Below are 21,056 nucleotides of genomic sequence, written 5' to 3'. Positions count from 1 at the left end.
GCGAAGAAATGCGTCCTGCTCATAGAACCGCCCCCAACACAGTGAGAACCGCTCTTGACTCAATCGTCGACCATTACCGCTGAGAGTACCGTTAAAAAAAGCACAGCAAGCGGACTGCTAATTGCCGCCATTGGCGTTGTGTATGGAGATATCGGTACCAGCCCTTTATATACGATGAAAGAGATTTTCGGCGGCCATTACGGGGTGCTGCCCACAGAAGCTGGGGTCTATGGCGTTCTGTCACTCATCTTTTGGTCGCTCATCTGGGTCGTAACGATTAAATATGTGCTGTTCATCCTTCGAGCAAGTCATCAGGGTGAGGGCGGCATTATGGCGCTGACAGTGCTGGCTCGCAGAGCAACGGTGGGGCTTCCGAGACTGCAAACGCTGTTAGTCATGCTTGGGATCTTTGGTGCCGCGCTGTTTTACGGCGACAGCATGATCACCCCTGCGATTTCGGTTCTGTCAGCGGTTGAGGGCCTTGATCTGGCGTTTGATGGCATCAGCGCGTGGGTCGTACTTATAGCTACGATTATTTTGATCGCGTTATTTGCCATCCAGAAACACGGGACTGCAAAGATTGGTGCGCTGTTCGGCCCGGTCATGGTTCTTTGGTTCGTCGTCCTGGGTTGCTTGGGCGTGCACGGTATCATTCAGCGTCCAGAGGTGCTGCAGGCACTGAATCCGGTATGGGCGTTCAATTTTTTCATCAGTCACCCAGGTATCGGCATCACGATTCTGGGCGCTGTCGTGCTCGCCTTGACGGGTGCAGAAGCCCTTTATGCTGACATGGGCCATTTCGGGCGCAAGCCGATTGCAAGGGCGTGGTTTCTGTTGGTCTTGCCAGGCCTGGTGTTGAACTACTTCGGCCAAGGCGCGCTGATATTGGGTGCACCGGATACCGTGCGGAACCCATTTTATCTGTTGGCACCTGACTGGGCACTGCTGCCCATGGTAGCGCTGTCGACTTTGGCAACTGTTATCGCCTCACAGGCCGTCATTTCGGGCGCGTTTTCGCTGACCCATCAGGCCATTCAATTGGGCTATGTGCCGCGAATGTTCATTCAACACACCTCAAGCCAAGAGCAAGGGCAGATCTATATAGGCGTTGTAAACTGGGCCTTGATGGTCGGCGTCGTACTTCTGGTCATCGGCTTTGAATCGTCAGGTGCATTGGCTGCCGCTTATGGGGTCGCTGTAACTGGCACGATGTTGATTACCACCTTTCTGGCTTCGGCAGTTGCTCTGCTGCTGTGGAAGGCACCACGCTGGTTTGCCATTCCCATGCTGTTCGGATTTCTGCTCGTCGATGGTCTGTATTTCGCTGCCAATGTGCCGAAGATTTTCCAGGGCGGTGCGTTTCCGGTCGTTGCGGGCATCGCGCTCTTCGTGTTGATGACAACGTGGAAGCGGGGTCGTGAAATCTTGATGGAGCGACTGGATGAAACCCATCTTGCTCTGCCGGTATTTGTCGAGAGTATTGCCGCTGGCCCGCCGCATCGGGTGCAAGGCACGGCGGTCTTCCTGACGGCTAAGTCCGGCGCGGTTCCACATGCCTTGCTGCACAACATGCTGCACAATCAGGTGTTGCATGAGCAGGTCGTTCTCTTGACGGTCATATCTGACGAGAGACCACGGGTGCCGCCCAATGAGCGTGTTGAGGTAGAAAGCTGTGGGGAAGGGTTTTACAGAGTCACTCTTAATTTCGGTTTTATTGAAGAGCCGGATGTACCCCGCGCGCTGCTCCACTGTCGATTCGATGGACTGGAGTTTGCTCCGATGCGTACAACGTATTTCCTGAGTCGAGAAACCATCATCCCTACCAAACAGATCGGGATGGCGCTTTGGAGAGAACGCCTCTTCTCGTTCATGTTGAAGAACGCCAACGGAAGCCTCAGGTACTTCAATTTGCCGGTTAACCGGGTTATTGAGCTCGGTACACAAGTGGAGATGTAGGTAAGGCCGACTCTGGGGGGCTTGCGCTGCTTGAATGCCAATCCAGGCTGGTCCGTGAACCTTTCAGGACACGTGCTAGCCGTAGAGAAGGTTGATGCCCGCTTGGCTTGCCGCTGACGTTCGAACCGAACTTGTCCCCAGCGCCTGTAAAAGGTTCTCCACGCGGGCAGAGAACAATTTGAACTGCCGCTCCCTCAAGGTGCCGAAACAGCACCAACCATGAGGACAGTGCAATGACTGACGAAAAGAAAGAGCCGCCGAAAGATGACACACCTGCTCATTCCACCAAGGAAGAGCAGGAACGTCTGAAGGATTTCAATAAGGGTGGTATTCCGCCTGGCGCCTGCTGAGCAGCCGACGTCGCTATTCGCGCCTTGCTTCGAGCGCGCGAATAGCGGCTGCAGGTGATTTGCGTCGAGCTAGCGAGGCTCTTCGACGGATTCCCGATTAATTCGTCCAGCCTTCACTTCATCTGCGAAGCTGAGCAGGTTCGATTCGCAAGCCTGATAATTATTTACGATTTCCCGTATTGCATCAGCTTCCGTCTGGTTGCCAGCATCAGCTAAATCCTGCGCCTTTTTGTGCAGATCCGCGGACGACCACTTGAGCAGAAATGCTGCCGACACAAGTGCATCCCGAAGTTCCTGATTATCCCTGGTCATGCCTGTCTGGTCCTTTTTAAAGTCGACCCTCTTTAGTTCAGAGGTAGTTCAGAGGTCGAAGACGCGCCAAATTGTATCTTGAATACGTACTCGATATTTAGCGAGAAAAGGGTTGAGTCGCGGCTATGGTTTTGAGGCCCGGAAAACAACAAGGGCCTACGCCAGAAATCTGTGTAAGCCCTTGATTTAAAATAATGTTCCGCGCCGTTATCGAATCGGCAGTCCAGGGCGAGGCATTCTAAGGCCCGGTCTGAGCGTTTGACAATCATAATGATAAACATAAAGAAGCCCGCATCATGCACGGCTTGCGCGTTTGGCTCAGAGATCCTTTTTCACCTCTTTGTCGATGTGCTTGTCAGCCTTGTGGCGCTCTTTGTCATCATGTTTAGCGCCTTTATCCACCTCGTCTGCGTCGTGCTTCACGCCTTTATCCACTTCCTTTGCATCATGTTCAACACCTTTGTCCAATTCACGATTGTCGTGCCGGATGCCTTTCTCCAGTTCGCTTTCAGCCAAGGCGAGAGGTACGGCCGCGCCCATCAGGAAAGTAGCGGTTATTGCCGACAGAATGAATTTGCTCATTGAATTTCTCCCAAGCGTGAAAAACTGACCCGTCATGGACCATCAATTTCGAGCATAGGCCAAGGATATCGGGCCTTCAAGGCACTCGATGAAGCGTTTCACTTGGCTGAGGACAAGCAGGATTTGACTGGTGATGACGACGGCTCGGTGACTGTCAGATGGGATTGCTCGCGGTTCAGGATCGCTCGGTTGGGGCGATAGAGGAGCGGCAGTCGGTGTATGCGCCATTCTGGCTATCAGAATCAGGCCAAGCCGGTTGAATTGTCGGCAGGTCTCTTTGTCAGCTTTCTTTTAAGGAGGAACGCTCATGGCAGTCACATTGAAAACGCTAACCGGTGAAGATATCCCAAGTGAGCATCGTCGCCCCGATCTTGAAGCCCTGATCGAAGTGAAAAGTCACGACGGAACGCTTCATTATCTGGAGTCAGAAGAAGAGGCGGCGAACCTGGTTGTGGATTTGCACAAGGAAGATCAGGAGGAGGGCGGCTGACGAATACCTTAATTCCGCGCAAAGAAAAGCCCGCGATGGGGGAGCGGGCTAAGGCCTGATAGAGCCTGTAATTAGATTACGAGACTCTATGTGAAAACAATGTGAAGAATGGCCGGTTGGTTGGGCCTTTTATCTGCTCTCCATCCTGAAAACAATCGCACGGTAATAGGCCGCCAGCCAGCCGATGCCGGTCCATCCCAACAGCAGGTTCAGCTTGAAGATCGAATTGCGGATCTCGACCCCATGAGTGATGGCGTAAAGAGTGGGGTAGAAATAAAGTCCGACTGCGCTTGTGATGAACAATAGGTTTGCAGCTGTAGCGGCCAAGCCCTCGCCATTTCGACATAGGTAGCTGAACGTGAGTAGAAGGATCAGCAGGATCCAACCAAAGATATGCATCTAAAGCGCCTTATCGAGTTATCGTCGCGCCGATGGAGGCGTTCTGATATCACTATGGGCGTGTGGCGAAAAGAATCCTGCTCAAAAAAATCTATAGGGTCGATAGCCTGAATGTAGGGTCCGGCTTCTTGTCCCCTTGACCACTACATCATGTCTTTGGAATAACCACGTTGATTATGATCCTGGAGTTTTTCGTGCCTGAACTGCGACAGTCGAAAATCCATCTGATTGACTGGTCTGTTCATGGCATGGCCTCGCTCGCCGATGATCGCGAGGCTGTAAAAGCTTTAGTGGGGAAGTGGGCGTTGCTCAATACATGGGTCGGACTCCATAACCTTACCGTTCGTCAGAACCCGAGCACTATCAAGGAGATGACTAGTCGATAAATAGCCAATAATTAAAAGGGATTTTTATGAACTCCAATTTTTTTGACACAACGAACGCACATGATCTGGTTGTTGAACTCGACAGAGCGACTGAGATAATGATGTCCCTGCACGTGGGACAGGTTGGCGGTGAGCAATGGAGGGATGCATGCTCGCGTCAGCAGAGCGCCTTTCGGGTATGGCGTGAATACCTCTATCGCAAAGCTGATGAGAAGCCGCCTGCGCGTTTGCTTAGCATTGGCTGACATTCCAGCGCAGGCCTGTTCTGATGCATCGCGGCTGGTCATATTGGCGCCAGCCCTGCTAGTGCGGCCGCTCGAACAATTGCGTGACGAGTTCAGAACTCGTGTCTCAGTGATAATGAAATGCCCCCCATACCTGGACTACTCAGCGCCTGCTGAGTCGCTATCCTTCATTAATACGAATACAGATTTGTTGCCGAACGAGGCGAGAGTTTCGCGTACCCCCCCATAGCGCATCGGCCACGCTGATCATACGCCACTTGGCGGCCCATTCTCGGTCTCAACGCAGAAGTGCCCTTCCTGCCAGCCACGTTTTCCGGTATTCCGCACAGTACTTGAATTGGCTTTCGAAATGCTGAGCGATCCCTGCGAAGTATCCGTTCGTCTGAATCTTTGAAATCCGCGTGCAGACTCGATTTGTCATGGTCTCATTTGTTCACCTCTTAAGAAGAAGCCAACAATGGTCCTCATAAGGAAAATTTCCGAAGGCAGTCATGACCTGTTGAGCCAGCTCAATCGCGCTACGGCAGAGATGATGTCTCTGCCGATAAGTAGCATCGGCAGCTGCGAGTGGCGAATCGCCCAATCTCGTCAGGAGCAGGCATTCCTCCGATGGCATTGCTACATCAGTAAGGAAAATGTTCTGAGACTCAAGGAGCCGCGGTTAGCCACTACTGCACACGTTGCCTGATTTCGAAAATCCACTCTCATCCGCCTGACACTACCGCACCTGGTCGTTGGTGAGGGTGTGCGCGGCAGGCTGTCGCGACTGCTCAGGCGGGGCTTCGTAGAGACCTCTGCCTGCGCGGGTCGCGATTTTTGTCTGCCGGGCAGTGGATCCTCGTCTGGGCTTTCGACTTCGCAGACCAAGGCTCGAAGTCGAGCGGCTTCCGTGTCGCATGCGGGTTGGTAGCATTCAGGCAGGTACGTCATGGCTTGCGTTCAGTGCAGCGTGATTTGGGATGATGAGGAAAGCTGATGCCGATTTGACCTTCATAGAAACAGCCCCCTACTGAGCAGGTTTCATCACCAGCGCCCACCGCATCGCTGCTGAATTTTCGCGATGTGCCTGAGGAGGAGGCCGTATGACAATGCTTATAATCAAACACGGCTATCAGGCAGGGAGCTTTTGAAGTGGGGATTGTTTTAAGCATGATTTTGACGTTGGGCGGGTTCATGCTGGGCGCCACCGTCATCTATGAGTTGCCCGGGATCAGTCACGAGACCGGTACCTGGCTTTTTGTCGCCTGGATGGTCTTACAGACTCTTATACTCCGTTACATCGAAATCAAAATCACCGGACGCTGACGGTTGGCTAAAGAAGTAGATCGAAATAATGAAAATAGAAAATCTGGAAGTGTTTTCAGCAGAGGTTAAAAAAGCTGATTTTTTTCAATTTCTGCAAGCCATCGATGATTGGGATTCACTATTGGATCAGCGAGATGAGGAGGGCTTTGACGCTTCATGGGTAGAGCAGAACGAGCACCTCGCAGCGTTGAGTTACGGCGCTTCAGCTGATGAAGCTGACATCACCAAGCTGAGGGAGTATGCCTTTAAAACGGCTCTGCGCCTTACTAGCAACGCTGAGGCTGCTGGATACGTTTCAGACGATATTGGTTTGTTGGCGGAAGCATTTTCAAAAAAAATCATGACAGCGTGGCTGGGTGAATTATTGAGTTCGTATATTTCTGGAAGCTTTCCTCACCGGCCTTTCAAGTTGAGTGATTGTAACTAGTGTGCTGTTCGCGAAATGACTTTTAGCGGCTGCGCTCTGGATTTTATTCCAGCCCTGGAGAGCTTATAAACAGGGCTCTGGGTATCACGCTTAGCCCTGAATGAACGGTCGAGCTCAAGCAGCGGATGTGGGTGAACATACATGGTGATGGTTCAAGAGATTGTCTTTTCTGACGATTTAAAAAGCGCTGGGATTGTTATAGGTGGTGACTCAGTAAGATTAAATACTTGGCCGATGAACCCTGATGGAGAAGCTCTGGTATTAATTGCCACCATAGACTGCGCCGCCCTGAGGAGGGTTCACGATTACAACTCAATACCCCAAGAGGGCATGCTGTATGTTTTTTCAACCTACAGCAGCTCTGATTATTTCCTCGACAATGTCACTTACAGTGGTGACGCTTCAGAGTTTGAGTCGATATCCAGTGGTTACACGCTAGTAGTTGTGGAGAGCTCAGACTCGGAAATTATTAGCCCGGGCGATAGGGTTCCGAAAACGAACACCGCATTTTGCGACAAAGAAGTACAAGATGACGAGTTTCCAGTATTCTCGATGCTTACGAATACCCCACCTAATGGAATAGCGTTGCCCTCGGAGGTGTTGGAAGAATACGAGTTTGTGATGCAGCTATACTCATCAGACTTTCCAGATCCATATAAAGATATATTTTATTTGACCGATGCTGTTGGATGCCTTCTCTTGAAAAGAGACGGCTCAGGCACCGGATTTTTTTTCGTGCACACGGCGTAAGTAGCACACCGCAAACGTGCCCTCTGATCCTGAATCGGCAGGACGCCGGGGTAGGTGCTGAAAACGAGAGTTCCAGCTCAACAACAAGGGACTCACTGCCAATGCGGCTGCGCACTCAAGCGTATAGGTGAATACGCCAGCGAGAAGCTGGACTACACGCCGGGCGTATTTATCGTTGAATGCCACATCCGTGGCAAATGGGTCGGCGATGATTGCGAAACACTGATTCAGGCGCCGGTTCCGGCGCAGATCATCGACAAGGGTATCCCGGCAGCTGGGCTTCTGGCGCACATCATGATCGCCAGGTTTGCCGACCATCTTCCGCTTTACCGCCAGGATCGATTTTGATTCGAGCCGGCCTGGCGATTCCACGTTCAACATTGGCCCAGTGGGTAGGCGTGACGGGGGGGCAGTTGCGGCCTCTGGTTGATGCATTGAACGACGTGGTACTCAAATAGCACGTCATCCACGCCGATGAAACTCGTGCAGATGCTCGCTCGAGGTTTGAAGAAACACAAAGCAGTTCTTTCATTCATGAGCTTGTTTGCTATCGCCCGGCGCTTGATCACGATCCTCAAGACTATAATCTCGAACTACTTGAGCGATGCGCAGGTGATAGTCATCGAAAACCTGCCTGCGGCCTGCTAATTGAGCCGAACGATGTAGCTCAAGGCCGCGCCACCGCTTAATAGCTTCCTCGTCACGCCAAAATGATAGTGAGAGAACCTTTCCTGGTTCACTTAGGCTTTGGAAACGCTCAACTGAGATGAAACCATCCAGCTCTGCTAGCAATGGTCTCAGTTGAGCGGCAAGGTCAAGATACCGCTGGTATTGCTCCTCATGAGGCCATGCTTCAAAGATAACCGCGATCATTGCTGAGTTTCCCGATCACGATAAAAATGAGGGATGCGACCATTAAGGGAGGGCAAATAACTCCACCGATAAGGACGGGCAGACGAGGCTGGTTGTCGATGCAGCCATGCCAAAACCGCCTCAGAGGCGATAGTCAACGCAAGTTGCTGGCCAGGACATTTATGTCGTCCTGAGCCAAAGCTGAAAGTTCGTCGTTGCGTTCGTTTGACCAAGAGTCTATCGGGGTCTGAGTTCGCGTAGGGATCTCTATTGGCTGAAGCAAGTAACACTAGAACGGTATCACCCGCCTCCAGGACGATGTCTCCGATAGTGCATCTCTTCGCAACGAATCGCCGGGTGTTTTGCACGGGCGAGTCGTAGCGCGCTACCTCTTCCACCAAGTCTGCAACGAGCATCTGCGTAGGTTGCATGTCTTTAATCAGATCAGGGTTAAGATGGAGCGCTACAAGGGTGTTGCCGATCAGGCCCGCGGTCGCTTCGCAGGTCTGTGACAACAGGCCGATCAGGTTAGCGATCAATGCATCATGATCTCTCCAGTCGGTGGCTTCGCATCCGCTCCAGATATGGCTCAAGAAGCGGTTACTTTCATCGTCGTTACTCAGCAGCGCGCTGAATAATTGACTAAGTCGAGTGGCCCCTGAATTAGCTTCACCGAGTTGAATTTCGCTGCTTAACGGCGACAGGCAGGCGACAAAATCCCGTGTCAGCCTCGCTACTTCCTGTAGCCGGCTGGATGGTAGGCCTATCAAGGCGGCAACAACGGAAACCGGTAACGTGAACATCAACTCATCTACGTTTTCGATCGGGTTATCGAGGGTCTCGACCACACGTGACACGATGTCTGCGATGCTATCTGTCTCGACAGAGGCCAAGGCAGGTTCAATAGCCATCCTGGGGCACAGGTGCTGCGGGCCGTCGTTCATGCGCATCAAACGACCGAAAATCGTTCCTGCCACGCCTTGCGCAATCGCGTGAGGAATCGGCTCGTTTAGCGGACGCACCCGACAGTCGGGATGCCCCAGAATGGCTTGGACAGCTTTGGCACTACTTGCAATCCATAAGCGAAGATCTGCATCGAATAGCAGGCCGTTTTGTCGCCTGAGGCCTGAGTAATAAATGTAGGGATCAGCATGGGTAGCTGCTTCAAAAGGCGTCATTCCAGAAGTCCTGTTCACAAAGAACGGCTACTATCGGACATCCTTCATGGTGACGATTCGCTCAGGAACGAAATATGGACGCTCGAAGCAATGACACCGCGATTTCCAGGGTAGCCGGGGCTATTGCCGAACCAGCGAGGACTAAAATGCTTTGTTCGCTGATGGACGGCCACGCCCGTACCAGTACCGAAATGGCCGTCATCGCCGACGTCAGTGCATCCACGGCGAGCGCGCATTTGGCAAGACTAAAAGAGGACGGTTTGGTAAAGCTGCACACGCAGGGCAGGCATCGTTACTACAGTCTGGCTGACGCGCAAGTGGCCCAGGCTATTGAGGCCCTCATGGTGATCAGCCAAAACGCAGAGGCACAATATGTGTCCACGACCCCAACCCGATTGCAGTTCGCGCGTACCTGTTATGACCATATGGCAGGAACACTGGCTGTACAACTGCACGATCATTTCATGGAGTCAGGCTGGTTAGTCGTGCCGGTTTCCGGGGAGAGTATGTATCAGCTTACGATGAGCGGCGAAAAAGCCATGACCGATCTCGGTATCGAGATAGGAAAAGTAAGGGCACAACGGCGGCGTTTCGCGTGCTCCTGCCTGGACTGGAGCATGCGGCGCCCTCATCTTGCCGGAGCACTTGGAGCGGCTTTTCTACAGACGGTCATAAGCCGCAAGTGGGTTATCCAAGACCTTGATAGTCGGGCACTCGCATTGACATCCAAGGGCCGAAAGGAGCTGTCTGGCCGATTCGGGATCATGCTGGAAAACAATGAAAGGGAGAGATCAGTCGTGGGGAATGCGACACGACACGCCGAGCTGGCTTTGCCGGCGCGATAATTACTTATCCCTTCAACCAGACATCTATCAAGAAGCGGGCACTGCTTCGCGTACCCTATTGAAATCAACGTGTATTAGCGGGACGCTAACGGCGGAAAAGAAAAGGCAGATTTCGTAGGTCGGCATGGCGTCGGAGAAGGCGGGGAATTGCGGACCGGAAACAACAAGGGCCGACGCCAGAAACCTGGGTAAGCCCTTGATTTTAATTGGTGCCCCGAGCCGGGGTCGAACCGGCACGTCCAAAGGACGAGGGATTTTAAGTCCCTTGCGTCTACCAATTTCGCCATCGGGGCGGTAGCGCTGAAGAGCAGGGAATATATACACCCAACCCCCTTGAAGCAAGCCCGCAAGATATTGAAATAAGACAAGATCTTGCATTTTGGGCCAGAAAAAACGTGAGGGCCTCGTCTGTCGGGACCGAGACCCTTGCTGAGCAGGCCACCTGCGGACCGTATCAGGCGTTTAGAACCTGCCTCAAAAACGGCGCGGTTTTGCTCGCTGCAACTTTCACCACCTGCTCCGGAGTTCCGGCAGCCACGATCTCGCCTCCCTGATCGCCTGCGCCGGGGCCTATGTCGATCACCCAGTCGCTTTGGGCCACGACGCGCATTTCATGCTCGACAACCACAACGCTGTTGCCGGCATCCACCAGAAGGTTGAGTTGTTTCAACAAGCGGTCGACGTCGGTCGGGTGCAGGCCGGTGGTAGGTTCATCCAATACGTACAAAGTCGCGCCGCGCTGAGTGCGTTGCAGCTCGGTGGCGAGTTTGATGCGCTGTGCTTCACCGCCCGACAGCTCTGTCGCGGGTTGCCCGAGGCGTAGATAACCCAGGCCGATGTCGCGGAGCACGGTCAGCGGCCTTAGCACTGCGGGTTCGTCTTTGAACAGCGCTACCGCGTCATCCACGGTGAGTCGAAGCACTTCGGCGATGTTCAATCCTTCCCAGGTAATGGTCAGGGTTTCAGGGTTGTAGCGCGCACCTTGGCAGGTAGAGCAGGGTGCGTAGACGCTGGGCATGAAGAGCAGCTCAACACTGACAAAGCCTTCGCCTTCGCAAACCGGGCATCGTCCTTTGGCAACGTTGAAGGAGAACTGACCCGCGTCGTAGCCTTTCTTGCGTGATTCCGGGGTGGCGGCGAACAGCTTGCGCACCTGATCGAAGAGGCCCGTGTACGTGGCGAGGTTTGAACGTGGGGTTCGGCCAATGGGTTTCTGATCGACCTTGATGAGCCTGCGAATCGCGTCCAGTCCGCTGACAACTTTGCCGCTGGCGGATTGCGGAGCGTCGTCTTCCAGGCTCGGCGCATCGGTCTCGGTATTTTCAGTGACATGGCCCAGATGCGAGCCCACCAGCTCAAGCAGCGCATGGCTGACGAGGCTGGATTTGCCCGAGCCGGAGATACCCGTGACTGAGGTAAAGCAGCCCAGCGGAAATGCAGCATCGAGGCTGTTCAGGTTATTGCGCGTGACACCTTCCAGCTTCAGCCAGTCGGTTGCTTTGCGTCGCTTGGGTTTACCGGCTTTGTGTTCGGCAAACAGGTGTAACCGGGTCTGGGACTCTTCGACTTCCGCAAGTCCGGCCGGCGGACCGCTGTAAAGAACGCGCCCGCCGTGTTCGCCAGCTGCTGGGCCGACATCGATCAGCCAGTCGGCGCGGCGCATGGTTTCCAGATCATGCTCGACCACAAACAGTGAGTTGCCCTCGGCTTTCAAGCGTTGCAGGGCGCTGAACAGTGCCTCGCCGTCAGCGGGATGCAGCCCGGCAGAGGGTTCGTCCAGCACGTAAATAACGCCGAACAGCTGCGAGCCGAGCTGGGTTGCCAGACGCAGTCGTTGCAGTTCTCCGGACGACAGGGTTGGCGTACTGCGCTCCAGTGCCAGATAACCTAGGCCCAGATCGGTCAGGGTACTGACTCTCGCCAAAAGATCCTGAGCGATCCTTTGCGCAGCAATACGTTTCTCGATAGACAGTTCGGCTTCAAGTGGCGCGTCGGAGGCGGCGACGGGACGCAACACCTCAGCCAGTTGCAGCAGAGACATCTGGCCCAGTTCACCGATATCGAAACCGGCAAACTTCACTGACAGTGCGGCCTGCGTCAGGCGCTTGCCGTCACACAGTGCGCACGGGCTGCCGATCATGAATTGTGCAACGCGCTTCTTCATCAGGGCGCTTTGCGAGTGTGTGAAGGTGTGCAGCACGTAGCGACGTGCCCCGGTGAAAGTGCCTTGATAGCTGGGTTCAAGTTTCTGTTTCAGGGCCTTGCGGGTTTCTGCAGGTGTCAGGCCGCCGTACACCGGCACGGTGGGTTGTTCGTCGGTGAACAGAATCCAGTCCCGCTGCTTCTTCGGCAGATCGCGCCATGGAATGTCCACGTCGTAGCCAAGGGTGACGAGAATATCCCGCAGGTTCTGGCCTTGCCATGCAGTAGGCCACGAGGCGATGGCACGCTGGCGAATGGTCAACGAATCATCCGGGACCATCGACTGTTCAGTCACCTCATAAACCCGACCCAAGCCATGGCACTGCGGACAGGCCCCCTGAGGCGTATTGGGCGAGAAGTCCTCGGCGTACAGCATAGATTGCCCGGCAGGGTAGCTGCCCGCGCGGGAGTACAGCATGCGGATCAGGCTCGACAGGGTCGTCACACTCCCCACCGAGGAACGTGTGCTCGGCGTGCCGCGCTGCTGTTGCAAGGCTACTGCCGGCGGCAGCCCTTCGATAGAGTCCACATCAGGCACGCCAACCTGATCGATCAGTCTTCTGGCGTAGGGCGCAACTGATTCAAAGTAGCGGCGCTGGGCTTCGGCATACAGCGTCGAGAACGCCAGCGAAGATTTGCCCGAACCGGAAACGCCGGTGAACACCACCAGCGCGTCACGGGGCACATCCACGTCGACGTTTTTCAGATTGTGCTCGCGTGCGCCGCGTACTCGCACGAAACCGTTGTGCTGCTGAGGTGCTGCGGCGGAGAGGGTCTTTTCGTCGGGAGGGGTGTGCTGTGAAGTCATCGTCCAGCCTTGTCATTGAATAAAGGCGACGGCACGGCCCACGCCTGCTGCTTGAGTTGATTAATCAGTGTTTTTTCGGCGCGTTGGCATTTGCGCCAGGGACCTTTGGCGCATGCCCCTGATCGTCCTGCTGCCCGCCAGTCTGCGCCTGTTCTTCTCGGGTTTCTTCAGTGCGATCCTGATGGTCTGCAATATCCGCCGGGTGCTGCTCGGGATCGTTGAGATTGTTGCCTGGGAGGTCGCGTTTGTCTTGAGGCATTAGGGTCGTCCAGAGTTTGAGGCTAAAAGTCACAGGATTACGATCAGGTAGCGCCACTGATCGTTCAATCCAATGCGTCCAGCGACGATTCATACGCTTCGTCGGCTGATGATCATTCAGTTCAAACCCGCTGGCCAGCGAAGGGTCATCCACATGTGAGCGAGTGTCCCGCGTCGTGATGAGGAAACGGCTGTACATGCAGTGCTATTTAGGCGCTATATCACTAAATGCCACCATGGTGTCCGCCGCACCGCGCTGTCTCACGTCCAACCGGGAACCTGTAGGAGCGCACGAGCACCGCGAGGCCGCGATAGCGGTTTATCAGACAGACTGCCGTCGCGTGAGCACCCACTGAATGCTTTTCAATTCTGGGGCTTGCATGTAGTTGATAGGAGTAATCGGCAACTTACGTAGGAATGGTCCTACAGTCTCTGGGTCTGTTGTGCGGGCTTTGAGATTGGCTGTTTAATCCGTTTTTTCCTGACCCACTAACAAGCTTGATATGGAGCAAGCAGATCCATGATCGATATCGGTAGCAGACTAAAGCAGGAGCGTAAGCGTCTGGGGCTTTCCCAAAAAGAAATGGGTGAGCTGGGTGGGGTGGCCGCCAATGCGCAAGGCAAGTATGAAAGCGGAGAACGTGCGCCCAGGGCCGATTATCTAGCGGCTCTGGCGAAGGCGGGAGTGGACGTTTTGTTCGTGCTCACCAGCCGTCGTTCGGCGCGTGTCCAGATTGACAGCGCATTCAGTAAAGTAGACGCCGTGCCCATCAATTCGGAGTTGCTGCTGATCGAAGTCCAACAAGCTGTTCGTCACTTTGTGTCGACGATAGAGGGGCTTTCCGGCAGCAGTGAAGTGGTCGGCGAGCACCTGAATGTTGAGGGTAAAAAGTAGCACGCTATTGAACCTGTCCATTCAATAGCGTGGTTGCAGCAGGTGCTGAAGAATCAAGCGCTGCCTGAGGGTTCCGCGAGCACCTTCTGCGCGAGGCTCTGGAGATAAGTTGCCAGCGCTACCTCTTCATGACGTAGGCCTTTCCGTTGTCGGGACTTGGGTATGAGCGCAAGCTCCCCCAACAGGAAGCCTTCCAGCACAGCGGGATGGATGTAGCACTTGCGGCAGACCGCCGGGGTATTGCCCAGTTGCTTGGCGACCTGCTTCACCATATCGACAATGTGTTTTTTCGCGTCCGCCTCTGGCTCCCAGTGCAGTTTGCTGAGGGTGGCGAGTGCCAGCGCGCTGCCCGCCCAGGTTCGGTAGTCCTTCGCTGTGAAATCCGAGCCAGTGAGCTGTTGCAGGTAAGCATTGATATCTGAAGAACTCACGCTATGCCGCTCGCCGTTGTCGTCCAGATACTGGAACAGGTTCTGGCCGGGCAATTCCATGCAACGCTTGATGACCTTGGCCAGGCGTCGGTCAGTCACGTTGATCTGGTGCTCGACGCCGCTTTTGCCGCGAAACTCAAACAGGATGTCGTTGCCGTGAACTTCGACATGCTTGTTGCGCAGCGTGGTCAACCCATAAGAACGGTTATCCCGTGCGTACTGGCTGTTACCGATACGGATCAGTGTTGCATCAAGCAACGAAACAACCGTGGCCATGACCTTGTCCCGGCCAATCCCGGGTTCGGCGAGCTGCGCTTCGATCTTCCTGCGCACCTTGGGCAAGGCCAGACCGAATTCGATCATGCGTGAGTATTTGTTCTGATCGCGAACTTCCCGCCAACGCGCGTGATAGCGGTATTGCTTGCGCCCACGGGCGTCGCGGCCAGTGGCTTGCAAGTGTCCACGTGGATCCGGACAAATCCAGACATCGGTGTAAGCAGGCGGAATCACCAATGCATTGATGCGTTTGATTTCCGCTTCGTCACGAATCCGTTGACCGTCTTTGTCAAAGTAAACGAACTTGCCCCGCAGGATCTTTCGGCTGAAACCCGCCTGGGTATCCTCTACGTAATGCAGGTCCGGCGGCAGTTGGTCGATAACGGTCGAGTCAGGCATGGGTTCAATCCACAGGGCAGGTAATTGGATTGACCGCGCTGTTTCTCAAGGGTGCCCAGTATTTACACTCAGGCCAGCACCGCTACCGATTTGATCTGCGCCCAGAGCTGTTGCCCCGGCACCAGTTGCAAATGGTCTCGGGAATAGCGGGTGATACGGGCTAACAAGGGCGTACCGGCTGCGTCGAGACGGACCAGCACATGAGCGGCATTGTCTGCGGGCATCTCGCTGACAACGTTGACGGGCAGGCGATTGAGGATGCTGCTCTGGTTGTCGGGTTGCAGGCTGAGACTGATGTCCCGGGCTTGAACCTTGAAGCGCAGCGCTTTGCCTGATGGCAGCGGTGTATGGGCAAGGCGCATTTGCAGATCGCTGTGGGGCAGGGCGACGCTGAGCAATTGATACTCGGCATCGTGGGCAATCACCGTGCCTTCAATCACCACGCCCGCGTCGTCGCCCATGGCCATGGGCAGGTCCAGCCGCGCCAGGGTTTCACCAATCGGGCCGCTGGCCAGCGCCTTGCCGTCGCTCATCAGCACCAGATGATCAGCCAGTCGTGCCACTTCGTCCTGAGAGTGGCTGACATACAGCATGGGGATGTCCAGCTCATCGTGCAGGCGTTCCAGATAGGGCAGGATTTCGCTTTTGCGCTTGGTATCCAGCGCTGCCAGCGGCTCATCGAGCAGCAGCAGACGCGGGCTGGTCAGCAGCGCACGGGCAATACCAACCCGTTGCCGCTCACCGCCGGAGAGTTTGTCCGGGCGTCTTGCAAGCAGGTGCTCGATTCCCAACAACTGCGTCGCGTGTTGCAAATCCACATGACGCTGATCAGCGGGGATGCGCCTCAGCCCAAATTCCAGATTGCCGCGCACCGACAAATGCGGGAACAGGCTGGCTTCCTGAAAGACATAGCCCAAAGCGCGTTTGTGTGGCGGGACGAACAGACCTTTGGCCGAGTCCTGCCAAACTTCGTCGTTGATCTGGATAAAACCGTGCTCGGGCTTTTCCAGGCCAGCGATGCAGCGCAGGCAGGTGGTCTTGCCGGAACCCGAGTGGCCGTAAAGCGCCGTCACCCCGCGACCGGGTAAAACCAGGTCGACGTCCACACTGAATTCCGGGTACTTCACCTGCAGGCGGACCTGAATCTCTGCACCCATGAATCAGCTCCAGGCCGTTTTGGTTTTGCCGCTGGAATAGAGCGCCAGAAGAACCAGGAATGAGAACACCACCATCGAGCCAGCAAGCCAGTGGGCTTGCAGATATTCCATGGACTCGACGTGATCGAAAATCTGTACCGACACTACTCGGGTTTTCTCGGGGATATTGCCGCCGATCATCAACACCACGCCAAATTCACCCACAGTGTGAGCGAAGCCAAGAATGGCCCCGGTAATGAAACCGGGTTTTGCGAGGGGCAACACCACACTGAAGAAAGTATCCCAGGGATTGGCACGCAAGGTTGCCGCCACCTCAAGTGGGCGCGTGCCGATGGCAGCAAAAGCGTTGTGCAGCGGCTGTACCACGAAGGGCATGGAGTACAGCACCGAACCGATGACCAGACCGGGAAAGCTGAACGTCAGCGTTCCCAGACCCAGGCTTTGAGTCAACTGACCGACAGTACCGTTGGGACCGAGCAGCAGCAGCAGATAAAAACCGATCACCGTGGGCGGCAGCACCAGAGGCAGGGCGACAATGGCGCCGACAGGGCCTTTGAGCCATGAGCGAGTGTGCGCCAGCCACAGGGCGATAGGCGTGCCGATTACCAGAAGAATCAAGGTGGTCAGCGACGCCAGCTTAAGGGTCAACCAGATGGCAGCAAAGTCGGTACTGTCGAGCGGCATCTTACAGTTGGTATCCGAAGGACTTGATCACAGCGGCAGCTTTAGGACCTTTGAGGTATTCGACCAGCGCCTTGGCGGCGGCGTTGTCTTTGCCTTTGTTGAGGATCACGGCGTCCTGTTTGATTGGGTCGTGCAGCTCAGCCGGTACGATCCACGCCGAGCCGTCAGTCACTTTACCGTCTTTGTAAATCTGCGACAGGGCAACGAAACCCAGCTCGGCATTGCCGGTGGACACGAATTGATAGGCCTGAGTGATGCTTTGGCCTTCAACAATTTTTGGCCTGGTGACATCGGTCAGGCCGAGTTTGGCGAGTACCTGGGTAGCAGCGAGGCCGTAAGGTGCGGCTTTCGGGTTGGCGATGGACAGATGCTGATATTGATTTTTCTTGAGGACGTCGCCTTTGGCGTCCACGTAGCCTTCTTTCGCGGACCACAGGGCCAGCGTGCCAACCGCATACGTGAAGCGCGAACCTTTGACGATATCGCCTTCGCTTTCCAGCTTGGCCGGGGTGCTGTCGTCAGCAGAGAGGAACACTTCGAACGGCGCGCCGTTCTTGATCTGGGTGTAGAACTGCCCGGTGGAGCCGAACGACGCCACCAGCTTATGACCGGTGTCGGCCTCGAAATCCTTGGCGATGGCCTGAATCGGCGCGGTGAAGTTGGCGGCAACCGCTACCTGGACTTCGTCAGCGAATGCAGAGCCCATCGCCAGTGCGGCAATGACCCCCGTCAGGGATTTGAAGGCGAGGCTTTTGTGAAACGTGGGCATTGAACAGCTCCATGGCGTAGGCGGTATCTGAACGAACTCATATGGTCGCTCGCTATATAACAGAATATATAGCGACGCCAGATCCCATGGAAGCTAAGTTTATGAACGGGTCAATTTTTCCAGTGCTTGACGGGCGATCAGACGAGTCAGAGCCTCTGCACCCTGTTCATGCTTTATCCCGACGGCCTGTCCAGCCCAGAGGTTCATGAAATCGCCATTGCCTTGGGGCTCGGCAATCGCTCGCAAAGGCAACAGGGCACCTCCGGCCAGGGGGAATGCCGGTGCCAAAGGGCTCATCGGGCCCAGTTCGGACATGATCCGATTTACGATGCCTCGGGCCGGGCGGCCGGTGAAAATATTGGTCAGTGCGGTCTGGCTTTCGTCAGCGCTACGCAGCGCCTGATAGTGAGGCTTGCTGACTTTGGCTTCCGCGCAAAACAGGTAGGCAGTACCGACCTGTACCGCTGAGGCGCCCAACATGAAGGCCGCCGCAATCCCACGCCCGTCAGCAATACCCCCGGCGGCAATCACCGGCACGTTGACCGCATCGACGATCTGCGGCACCAGCGCCATGGTTCCGACCTGCGTGTCCAATTGGGTGTTGAGGAACATCCCGCGGTGCCCGCCAGCCTCGTAGCCCATAGCAATGATCGCGTCACAGCCATGGCTCTCAAGCCAGACGGCTTCGGCTACGGTGGTGGCGCATGCAATAACCTTGGCTCCGGTGGCCTTGACCCGCAAGAGCAGGGCGGTTTCGGGCAGGCCGAAGTGAAAACTGACCACTTCGGGTTTCAGTGCTTCGACCAGTTCACAACTGACCAGATCAAACGGAGCGCGGCTGGACACAGGCGTAGGGGCCTCAAAGTCAGCGCCTAGCTCCTGATAATAAGGCTGCAGCGCTTCCTTCCAGCGCACGTGGCTTTGTGGGTCATCCTTGGGTGACTGATGGCAGAAGAAATTCAGGTTCAGCGGAGCATTGCTGTGCTGGCGAATCAGAGCCACTTCTTCGCGGATCTGCTGCGGGCCAAGCATCGCGCAGGCGAGGGAAGCCAGACCACCCGCGTTGCCCACCGCAATGGCTAGCGCCGAACCACCAGCGCCCGCCATAGGCCCGAGAAGGATCGGCATTTGAATACCAAACAAGTCAAGGACACGGGTATCAGGCCAGGCGCTCATAGAAGGCTCCATGCGATGTTGGTTGAAGTGTTTTTTGAAGGGCTGTTCGAGGCGCTATTGAGCGTCGGCGCGGAGCTTTTGGCAACCTTCGAGGTGAGCGCATTGACATAAAAGACGATCGGTCTAATATTGCGCCTCATGAACACACCTGAATTGAAACGCCGCCCAGGCCGTCCACCCAAGGTCGACCGGGAGAACTTCGAAACCCGTGAAGCGCTGATTCGCTGCGGCACCGAAGTGCTCACCGAGCAAGGCTTCACTGCCACCGGCATCGACTACATCCTCAAGCGGGTCGGTGTCCCCAAGGGCTCGTTCTATCACTACTTTCCCAGCAAGGAAGCCTTCGGCCACGCGGTGCTGGATAACTACGCCAGTTACTTCTCGCAAAGGCTCGACCGCTGGCTGCTCGATGAAACCCTGAGCCCGCTTGAACGCCTGGTCGGCTTCGTGCAAAACGCCAAGGCCGGCATGGCCCGCCATGAATATCGCCGCGGCTGCCTGGTGGGCAATATGGGCCAGGAAGTCAGTCTGTTGCCGGAAGGCTTTCGAGGAATCCTTGAAGGCATATTTCTCGACTGGCAATCGCGCTTGAGCGCCTGTTTCCGGGCGGCTCAAGTCCATGGCGAACTGTCTCGCGATGCTGATTGCGACGAACTGGCGGCGTTCTTCTGGATTGGCTGGGAAGGCGCGGTGCTGCGCGCGCGCCTGGTTGCCAGTGATGCGCCGCTCAATACCTTCATTACGGGGTTTCTGCGCGGACTACCGCAATGAACCTTTTTGGCTATTAAAAGACGATCGGTCTAAATTGGAGGCACCCATGTTCAAAGGCATCCTGATCGAAAAGGACGACAACGGCTACCGTTCAACACTGACTGAGCTGAGCGAAGATTCGCTACCCGAAGGCGACGTGGCAGTGGACGTCGCCTACAGCACGCTCAATTACAAGGACGGCCTGGCAATTACCGGTGACGGTCCGATTGTGCGCAGTTTTCCTATGGTGCCGGGTGTCGATCTGGCAGGCACCGTTACTGCCAGCAGCGATCCGGATTTCGCCGTGGGTGACAAGGTGGTGCTCAACGGCTGGGGAGTCGGTGAAGGCCATTGGGGCGGACTGGCACAGAAAGCCCGCTTGCAGGGCAAGTGGCTGATCAAGCTGCCCGATGCATTCAGTGCGGCACAGGCCATGGCGATCGGTACTGCCGGTTACACGGCGATGCTCGCGGTGATGGCGTTGGAGAGTAACGGGGTAACCCCTGACAAGGGCGATGTGCTGGTCACCGGGGCCAATGGCGGCGTGGGCAGTTTTGCCATAGCGATCCTGTCCCGACTGGGATATCGAGTCGTGGCGTCCACCGGGCGTTTGAATGAAACCGCCTACCTTGAACAACTGGGTGCGGCTGAGGTGATTGATCGCAAGACCCTGTCCGAGCCGGGCCGTCCGTTGAGCAAAGAGCGCTGGGCGGGTGCCATTGATTCGATCGGCAGCCACACCCTCGCCAATATCTGCGCCGCCACGCGCTATCGCGGTACCGTCGCAGCGTGCGGGCTAGCTCAGGGCATGGAGTTTCCGGCGTCTGTGGCGCCATTTATTCTGCGCGGCATCACCCTCGCGGGCATCGACAGCGTCACCCGGCCACGCGCCGACCGAGTCGCCGCGTGGGCGAGGCTGGCGACCGATCTGGATCTAGCGTTGCTGCCACTGATCAGCCGTGAAATCGGCTTGAAAGAAGTGATCGATATTGCGCCGAAGTTACTGGCGGGCGAGGTCAGGGGCAGGGTGGTGGTGGATGTGAATCGCTAGGGGTTGGGCTGGATTCATTCCGGGACGGGGCGGCGTGAATGTCGTGGGACCGGCTTTAGCCGGGAAGAGGCCGGTACAGACCACGCATATATATTGTCAGAAACATCGCCTTCCCGGCTGAAG

Annotated in this window: 22 protein-coding genes, 1 tRNA gene and 1 pseudogene; 9 read left to right on the top strand and 15 right to left on the bottom strand. The window is 55.7% G+C overall.

Annotation, left to right across the window (positions count from 1 at the left end; genetic code table 11):
- Positions 1-54: 54 nt before the first annotated feature.
- The gene (locus tag CKW31_RS07865) at positions 55-1,956 is read left to right on the top strand and encodes a potassium transporter Kup (RefSeq protein WP_176469823.1); all 1,902 of its coding nucleotides are present in this window, start codon (positions 55-57) and stop codon (positions 1,954-1,956) included.
- Between the two features lie 419 nt (positions 1,957-2,375).
- Here CKW31_RS07865 and CKW31_RS07855 read toward each other — a convergent pair whose 3' ends face one another.
- Together CKW31_RS07855 and CKW31_RS07845 are read right to left on the bottom strand one after the other, a co-directional pair.
- A complete protein-coding gene (locus CKW31_RS07855; protein WP_095093798.1) occupies positions 2,376-2,618 on the bottom strand; it encodes a hypothetical protein in 243 nt (80 codons plus the stop codon).
- A 318-nt stretch (positions 2,619-2,936) separates the two neighbouring features.
- The gene (locus CKW31_RS07845) at positions 2,937-3,200 is read right to left on the bottom strand and encodes a hypothetical protein (protein WP_095093796.1); all 264 of its coding nucleotides are present in this window, start codon (positions 3,198-3,200) and stop codon (positions 2,937-2,939) included.
- Between the two features lie 307 nt (positions 3,201-3,507).
- On the opposite strand from CKW31_RS07845, the gene CKW31_RS07840 reads away from it, so the two are divergent.
- Positions 3,508-3,690, top strand: coding sequence for a hypothetical protein (locus CKW31_RS07840; RefSeq protein ID WP_095093795.1), 183 nt, complete (start codon positions 3,508-3,510; stop codon positions 3,688-3,690).
- Positions 3,691-3,819: 129 nt separating this feature from the next.
- On the opposite strand, the gene CKW31_RS07835 is transcribed toward CKW31_RS07840, so the two are convergent.
- The 3 genes from CKW31_RS07835 to CKW31_RS29490 all read right to left on the bottom strand — a co-directional run bounded on the left by CKW31_RS07835 (position 3,820) and on the right by CKW31_RS29490 (position 5,895).
- The gene (locus tag CKW31_RS07835) at positions 3,820-4,089 is read right to left on the bottom strand and encodes a superinfection immunity protein (protein WP_095093794.1); all 270 of its coding nucleotides are present in this window, start codon (positions 4,087-4,089) and stop codon (positions 3,820-3,822) included.
- A gap of 397 nt (positions 4,090-4,486) precedes the next feature.
- Positions 4,487-4,762, bottom strand: a complete 276-nt coding sequence (locus CKW31_RS29775; protein WP_176469822.1) for a hypothetical protein — start codon at positions 4,760-4,762, stop codon at positions 4,487-4,489.
- Positions 4,763-5,646: 884 nt separating this feature from the next.
- Positions 5,647-5,895: a hypothetical protein gene (locus tag CKW31_RS29490; RefSeq protein WP_141230124.1), complete on the bottom strand. Its 249-nt coding sequence runs from the start codon at positions 5,893-5,895 to the stop codon at positions 5,647-5,649.
- Positions 5,896-6,053: 158 nt separating this feature from the next.
- Here CKW31_RS29490 and CKW31_RS07815 point away from each other — a divergent pair, with 158 nt between their 5' ends.
- The 3 genes and pseudogenes from CKW31_RS07815 to CKW31_RS07805 all read left to right on the top strand — a co-directional run.
- A complete protein-coding gene (locus CKW31_RS07815) occupies positions 6,054-6,452 on the top strand; it encodes a hypothetical protein (protein WP_095093790.1) in 399 nt (132 codons plus the stop codon).
- Positions 6,453-6,593: 141 nt separating this feature from the next.
- A complete protein-coding gene (locus CKW31_RS07810; RefSeq protein ID WP_095093789.1) occupies positions 6,594-7,202 on the top strand; it encodes a DUF1963 domain-containing protein in 609 nt (202 codons plus the stop codon).
- 90 nt (positions 7,203-7,292) lie between these two features.
- Positions 7,293-7,724: pseudogene (locus tag CKW31_RS07805) on the top strand (transposase); the annotation flags it as partial.
- Between the two features lie 6 nt (positions 7,725-7,730).
- Here CKW31_RS07805 and CKW31_RS07800 read toward each other — a convergent pair.
- Positions 7,731-8,075 carry an antibiotic biosynthesis monooxygenase gene (locus tag CKW31_RS07800; RefSeq protein WP_095093788.1) on the bottom strand — a complete coding sequence of 115 codons (345 nt, stop codon included), beginning with the start codon at positions 8,073-8,075 and terminating at the stop codon, positions 7,731-7,733.
- Positions 8,072-9,232, bottom strand: a complete 1,161-nt coding sequence (locus tag CKW31_RS07795; protein ID WP_176469821.1) for a cytochrome P450 — start codon at positions 9,230-9,232, stop codon at positions 8,072-8,074. The genes CKW31_RS07800 and CKW31_RS07795 overlap by 4 nt, the downstream gene beginning before the upstream one ends.
- A 74-nt stretch (positions 9,233-9,306) precedes the next feature.
- Between CKW31_RS07795 and CKW31_RS07790 the strand changes: the two genes are divergently transcribed.
- Positions 9,307-10,077, top strand: coding sequence for a helix-turn-helix transcriptional regulator (locus tag CKW31_RS07790; protein ID WP_095093787.1), 771 nt, complete (start codon positions 9,307-9,309; stop codon positions 10,075-10,077).
- A gap of 207 nt (positions 10,078-10,284) precedes the next feature.
- Here the strand turns inward: CKW31_RS07790 and CKW31_RS07785 are convergent.
- The 3 genes from CKW31_RS07785 to CKW31_RS29485 all read right to left on the bottom strand — a co-directional run bounded on the left by CKW31_RS07785 (position 10,285) and on the right by CKW31_RS29485 (position 13,346).
- A tRNA-Leu gene (locus tag CKW31_RS07785) sits at positions 10,285-10,370 on the bottom strand.
- A 161-nt stretch (positions 10,371-10,531) separates the two neighbouring features.
- A complete protein-coding gene (locus tag CKW31_RS07780) occupies positions 10,532-13,087 on the bottom strand; it encodes an excinuclease ABC subunit UvrA (RefSeq protein ID WP_095093786.1) in 2,556 nt (851 codons plus the stop codon).
- 64 nt (positions 13,088-13,151) lie between these two features.
- Positions 13,152-13,346 carry a hypothetical protein gene (locus CKW31_RS29485; RefSeq protein WP_141230123.1) on the bottom strand — a complete coding sequence of 65 codons (195 nt, stop codon included), beginning with the start codon at positions 13,344-13,346 and terminating at the stop codon, positions 13,152-13,154.
- Between the two features lie 519 nt (positions 13,347-13,865).
- On the opposite strand from CKW31_RS29485, the gene CKW31_RS07770 reads away from it, so the two are divergent.
- A complete protein-coding gene (locus CKW31_RS07770; RefSeq protein WP_095093784.1) occupies positions 13,866-14,240 on the top strand; it encodes a helix-turn-helix domain-containing protein in 375 nt (124 codons plus the stop codon).
- A 53-nt stretch (positions 14,241-14,293) separates the two neighbouring features.
- Here the strand turns inward: CKW31_RS07770 and CKW31_RS07765 are convergent, their stop codons facing one another.
- The 5 genes from CKW31_RS07765 to CKW31_RS07745 all read right to left on the bottom strand — a co-directional run bounded on the left by CKW31_RS07765 (position 14,294) and on the right by CKW31_RS07745 (position 19,132).
- Positions 14,294-15,346: a DNA topoisomerase IB gene (locus CKW31_RS07765; RefSeq protein WP_095093783.1), complete on the bottom strand. Its 1,053-nt coding sequence runs from the start codon at positions 15,344-15,346 to the stop codon at positions 14,294-14,296.
- A 68-nt stretch (positions 15,347-15,414) separates the two neighbouring features.
- Positions 15,415-16,503, bottom strand: a complete 1,089-nt coding sequence (gene modC, locus CKW31_RS07760; RefSeq protein ID WP_095093782.1) for a molybdenum ABC transporter ATP-binding protein — start codon at positions 16,501-16,503, stop codon at positions 15,415-15,417.
- A gap of 3 nt (positions 16,504-16,506) precedes the next feature.
- Positions 16,507-17,187, bottom strand: a complete 681-nt coding sequence (gene modB / locus CKW31_RS07755) for a molybdate ABC transporter permease subunit (protein WP_027898560.1) — start codon at positions 17,185-17,187, stop codon at positions 16,507-16,509.
- 1 nt (position 17,188) lies between these two features.
- Positions 17,189-17,893 carry a molybdate ABC transporter substrate-binding protein gene (modA, locus tag CKW31_RS07750; RefSeq protein ID WP_176469839.1) on the bottom strand — a complete coding sequence of 235 codons (705 nt, stop codon included), beginning with the start codon at positions 17,891-17,893 and terminating at the stop codon, positions 17,189-17,191.
- A gap of 162 nt (positions 17,894-18,055) precedes the next feature.
- Entirely contained in the window at positions 18,056-19,132 is a 1,077-nt protein-coding gene (locus CKW31_RS07745; protein ID WP_095093780.1) for a nitronate monooxygenase family protein, read from the bottom strand.
- 138 nt (positions 19,133-19,270) lie between these two features.
- Between CKW31_RS07745 and CKW31_RS07740 the strand changes: the two genes are divergently transcribed.
- Entirely contained in the window at positions 19,271-19,903 is a 633-nt protein-coding gene (locus tag CKW31_RS07740) for a TetR/AcrR family transcriptional regulator (protein ID WP_095093779.1), read from the top strand.
- A 46-nt stretch (positions 19,904-19,949) separates the two neighbouring features.
- A complete protein-coding gene (locus tag CKW31_RS07735; protein ID WP_095093778.1) occupies positions 19,950-20,933 on the top strand; it encodes an MDR family oxidoreductase in 984 nt (327 codons plus the stop codon).
- Positions 20,934-21,056 lie beyond the last annotated feature (123 nt).

Origin of the sequence: Pseudomonas sp. Irchel 3A5 (genome assembly GCF_900187575.1) — a bacterium.
GTDB lineage: Bacteria > Pseudomonadota > Gammaproteobacteria > Pseudomonadales > Pseudomonadaceae > Aquipseudomonas > Aquipseudomonas folii.
The sequence above is the reverse complement of the archived record's forward strand: the minus strand, read 5'-3'. Positions and strand labels throughout refer to the sequence as shown.

Excerpts from the sequence above, each read along its gene's own strand:
- CKW31_RS07845 (WP_095093796.1), bottom strand. The coding sequence starts at position 3,200 with ATGAGCAAATTCATTCTGTCGGCAATAACCGCTACTTTCCTGATGGGC.
- CKW31_RS07740 (WP_095093779.1), top strand. The coding sequence starts at position 19,271 with ATGAACACACCTGAATTGAAACGCCGCCCAGGCCGTCCACCCAAGGTC.
- CKW31_RS07780 (WP_095093786.1), bottom strand. The coding sequence starts at position 13,087 with ATGACTTCACAGCACACCCCTCCCGACGAAAAGACCCTCTCCGCCGCA.
- CKW31_RS07835 (WP_095093794.1), bottom strand. The coding sequence starts at position 4,089 with ATGCATATCTTTGGTTGGATCCTGCTGATCCTTCTACTCACGTTCAGC.
- CKW31_RS07790 (WP_095093787.1), top strand. The coding sequence starts at position 9,307 with ATGGACGCTCGAAGCAATGACACCGCGATTTCCAGGGTAGCCGGGGCT.
- CKW31_RS07795 (WP_176469821.1), bottom strand. The coding sequence starts at position 9,232 with ATGACGCCTTTTGAAGCAGCTACCCATGCTGATCCCTACATTTATTAC.
- CKW31_RS07800 (WP_095093788.1), bottom strand. The coding sequence starts at position 8,075 with ATGATCGCGGTTATCTTTGAAGCATGGCCTCATGAGGAGCAATACCAG.
- CKW31_RS07770 (WP_095093784.1), top strand. The coding sequence starts at position 13,866 with ATGATCGATATCGGTAGCAGACTAAAGCAGGAGCGTAAGCGTCTGGGG.
- CKW31_RS07735 (WP_095093778.1), top strand. The coding sequence starts at position 19,950 with ATGTTCAAAGGCATCCTGATCGAAAAGGACGACAACGGCTACCGTTCA.
- CKW31_RS07815 (WP_095093790.1), top strand. The coding sequence starts at position 6,054 with ATGAAAATAGAAAATCTGGAAGTGTTTTCAGCAGAGGTTAAAAAAGCT.
- CKW31_RS29490 (WP_141230124.1), bottom strand. The coding sequence starts at position 5,895 with ATGAACCCGCCCAACGTCAAAATCATGCTTAAAACAATCCCCACTTCA.
- CKW31_RS29485 (WP_141230123.1), bottom strand. The coding sequence starts at position 13,346 with ATGCCTCAAGACAAACGCGACCTCCCAGGCAACAATCTCAACGATCCC.
- CKW31_RS07765 (WP_095093783.1), bottom strand. The coding sequence starts at position 15,346 with ATGCCTGACTCGACCGTTATCGACCAACTGCCGCCGGACCTGCATTAC.
- CKW31_RS07840 (WP_095093795.1), top strand. The coding sequence starts at position 3,508 with ATGGCAGTCACATTGAAAACGCTAACCGGTGAAGATATCCCAAGTGAG.
- CKW31_RS07745 (WP_095093780.1), bottom strand. The coding sequence starts at position 19,132 with ATGAGCGCCTGGCCTGATACCCGTGTCCTTGACTTGTTTGGTATTCAA.
- modC (WP_095093782.1), bottom strand. The coding sequence starts at position 16,503 with ATGGGTGCAGAGATTCAGGTCCGCCTGCAGGTGAAGTACCCGGAATTC.
- CKW31_RS07810 (WP_095093789.1), top strand. The coding sequence starts at position 6,594 with ATGGTGATGGTTCAAGAGATTGTCTTTTCTGACGATTTAAAAAGCGCT.
- modB (WP_027898560.1), bottom strand. The coding sequence starts at position 17,187 with ATGCCGCTCGACAGTACCGACTTTGCTGCCATCTGGTTGACCCTTAAG.
- CKW31_RS29775 (WP_176469822.1), bottom strand. The coding sequence starts at position 4,762 with ATGACCAGCCGCGATGCATCAGAACAGGCCTGCGCTGGAATGTCAGCC.
- modA (WP_176469839.1), bottom strand. The coding sequence starts at position 17,893 with ATGGGCTCTGCATTCGCTGACGAAGTCCAGGTAGCGGTTGCCGCCAAC.
- CKW31_RS07855 (WP_095093798.1), bottom strand. The coding sequence starts at position 2,618 with ATGACCAGGGATAATCAGGAACTTCGGGATGCACTTGTGTCGGCAGCA.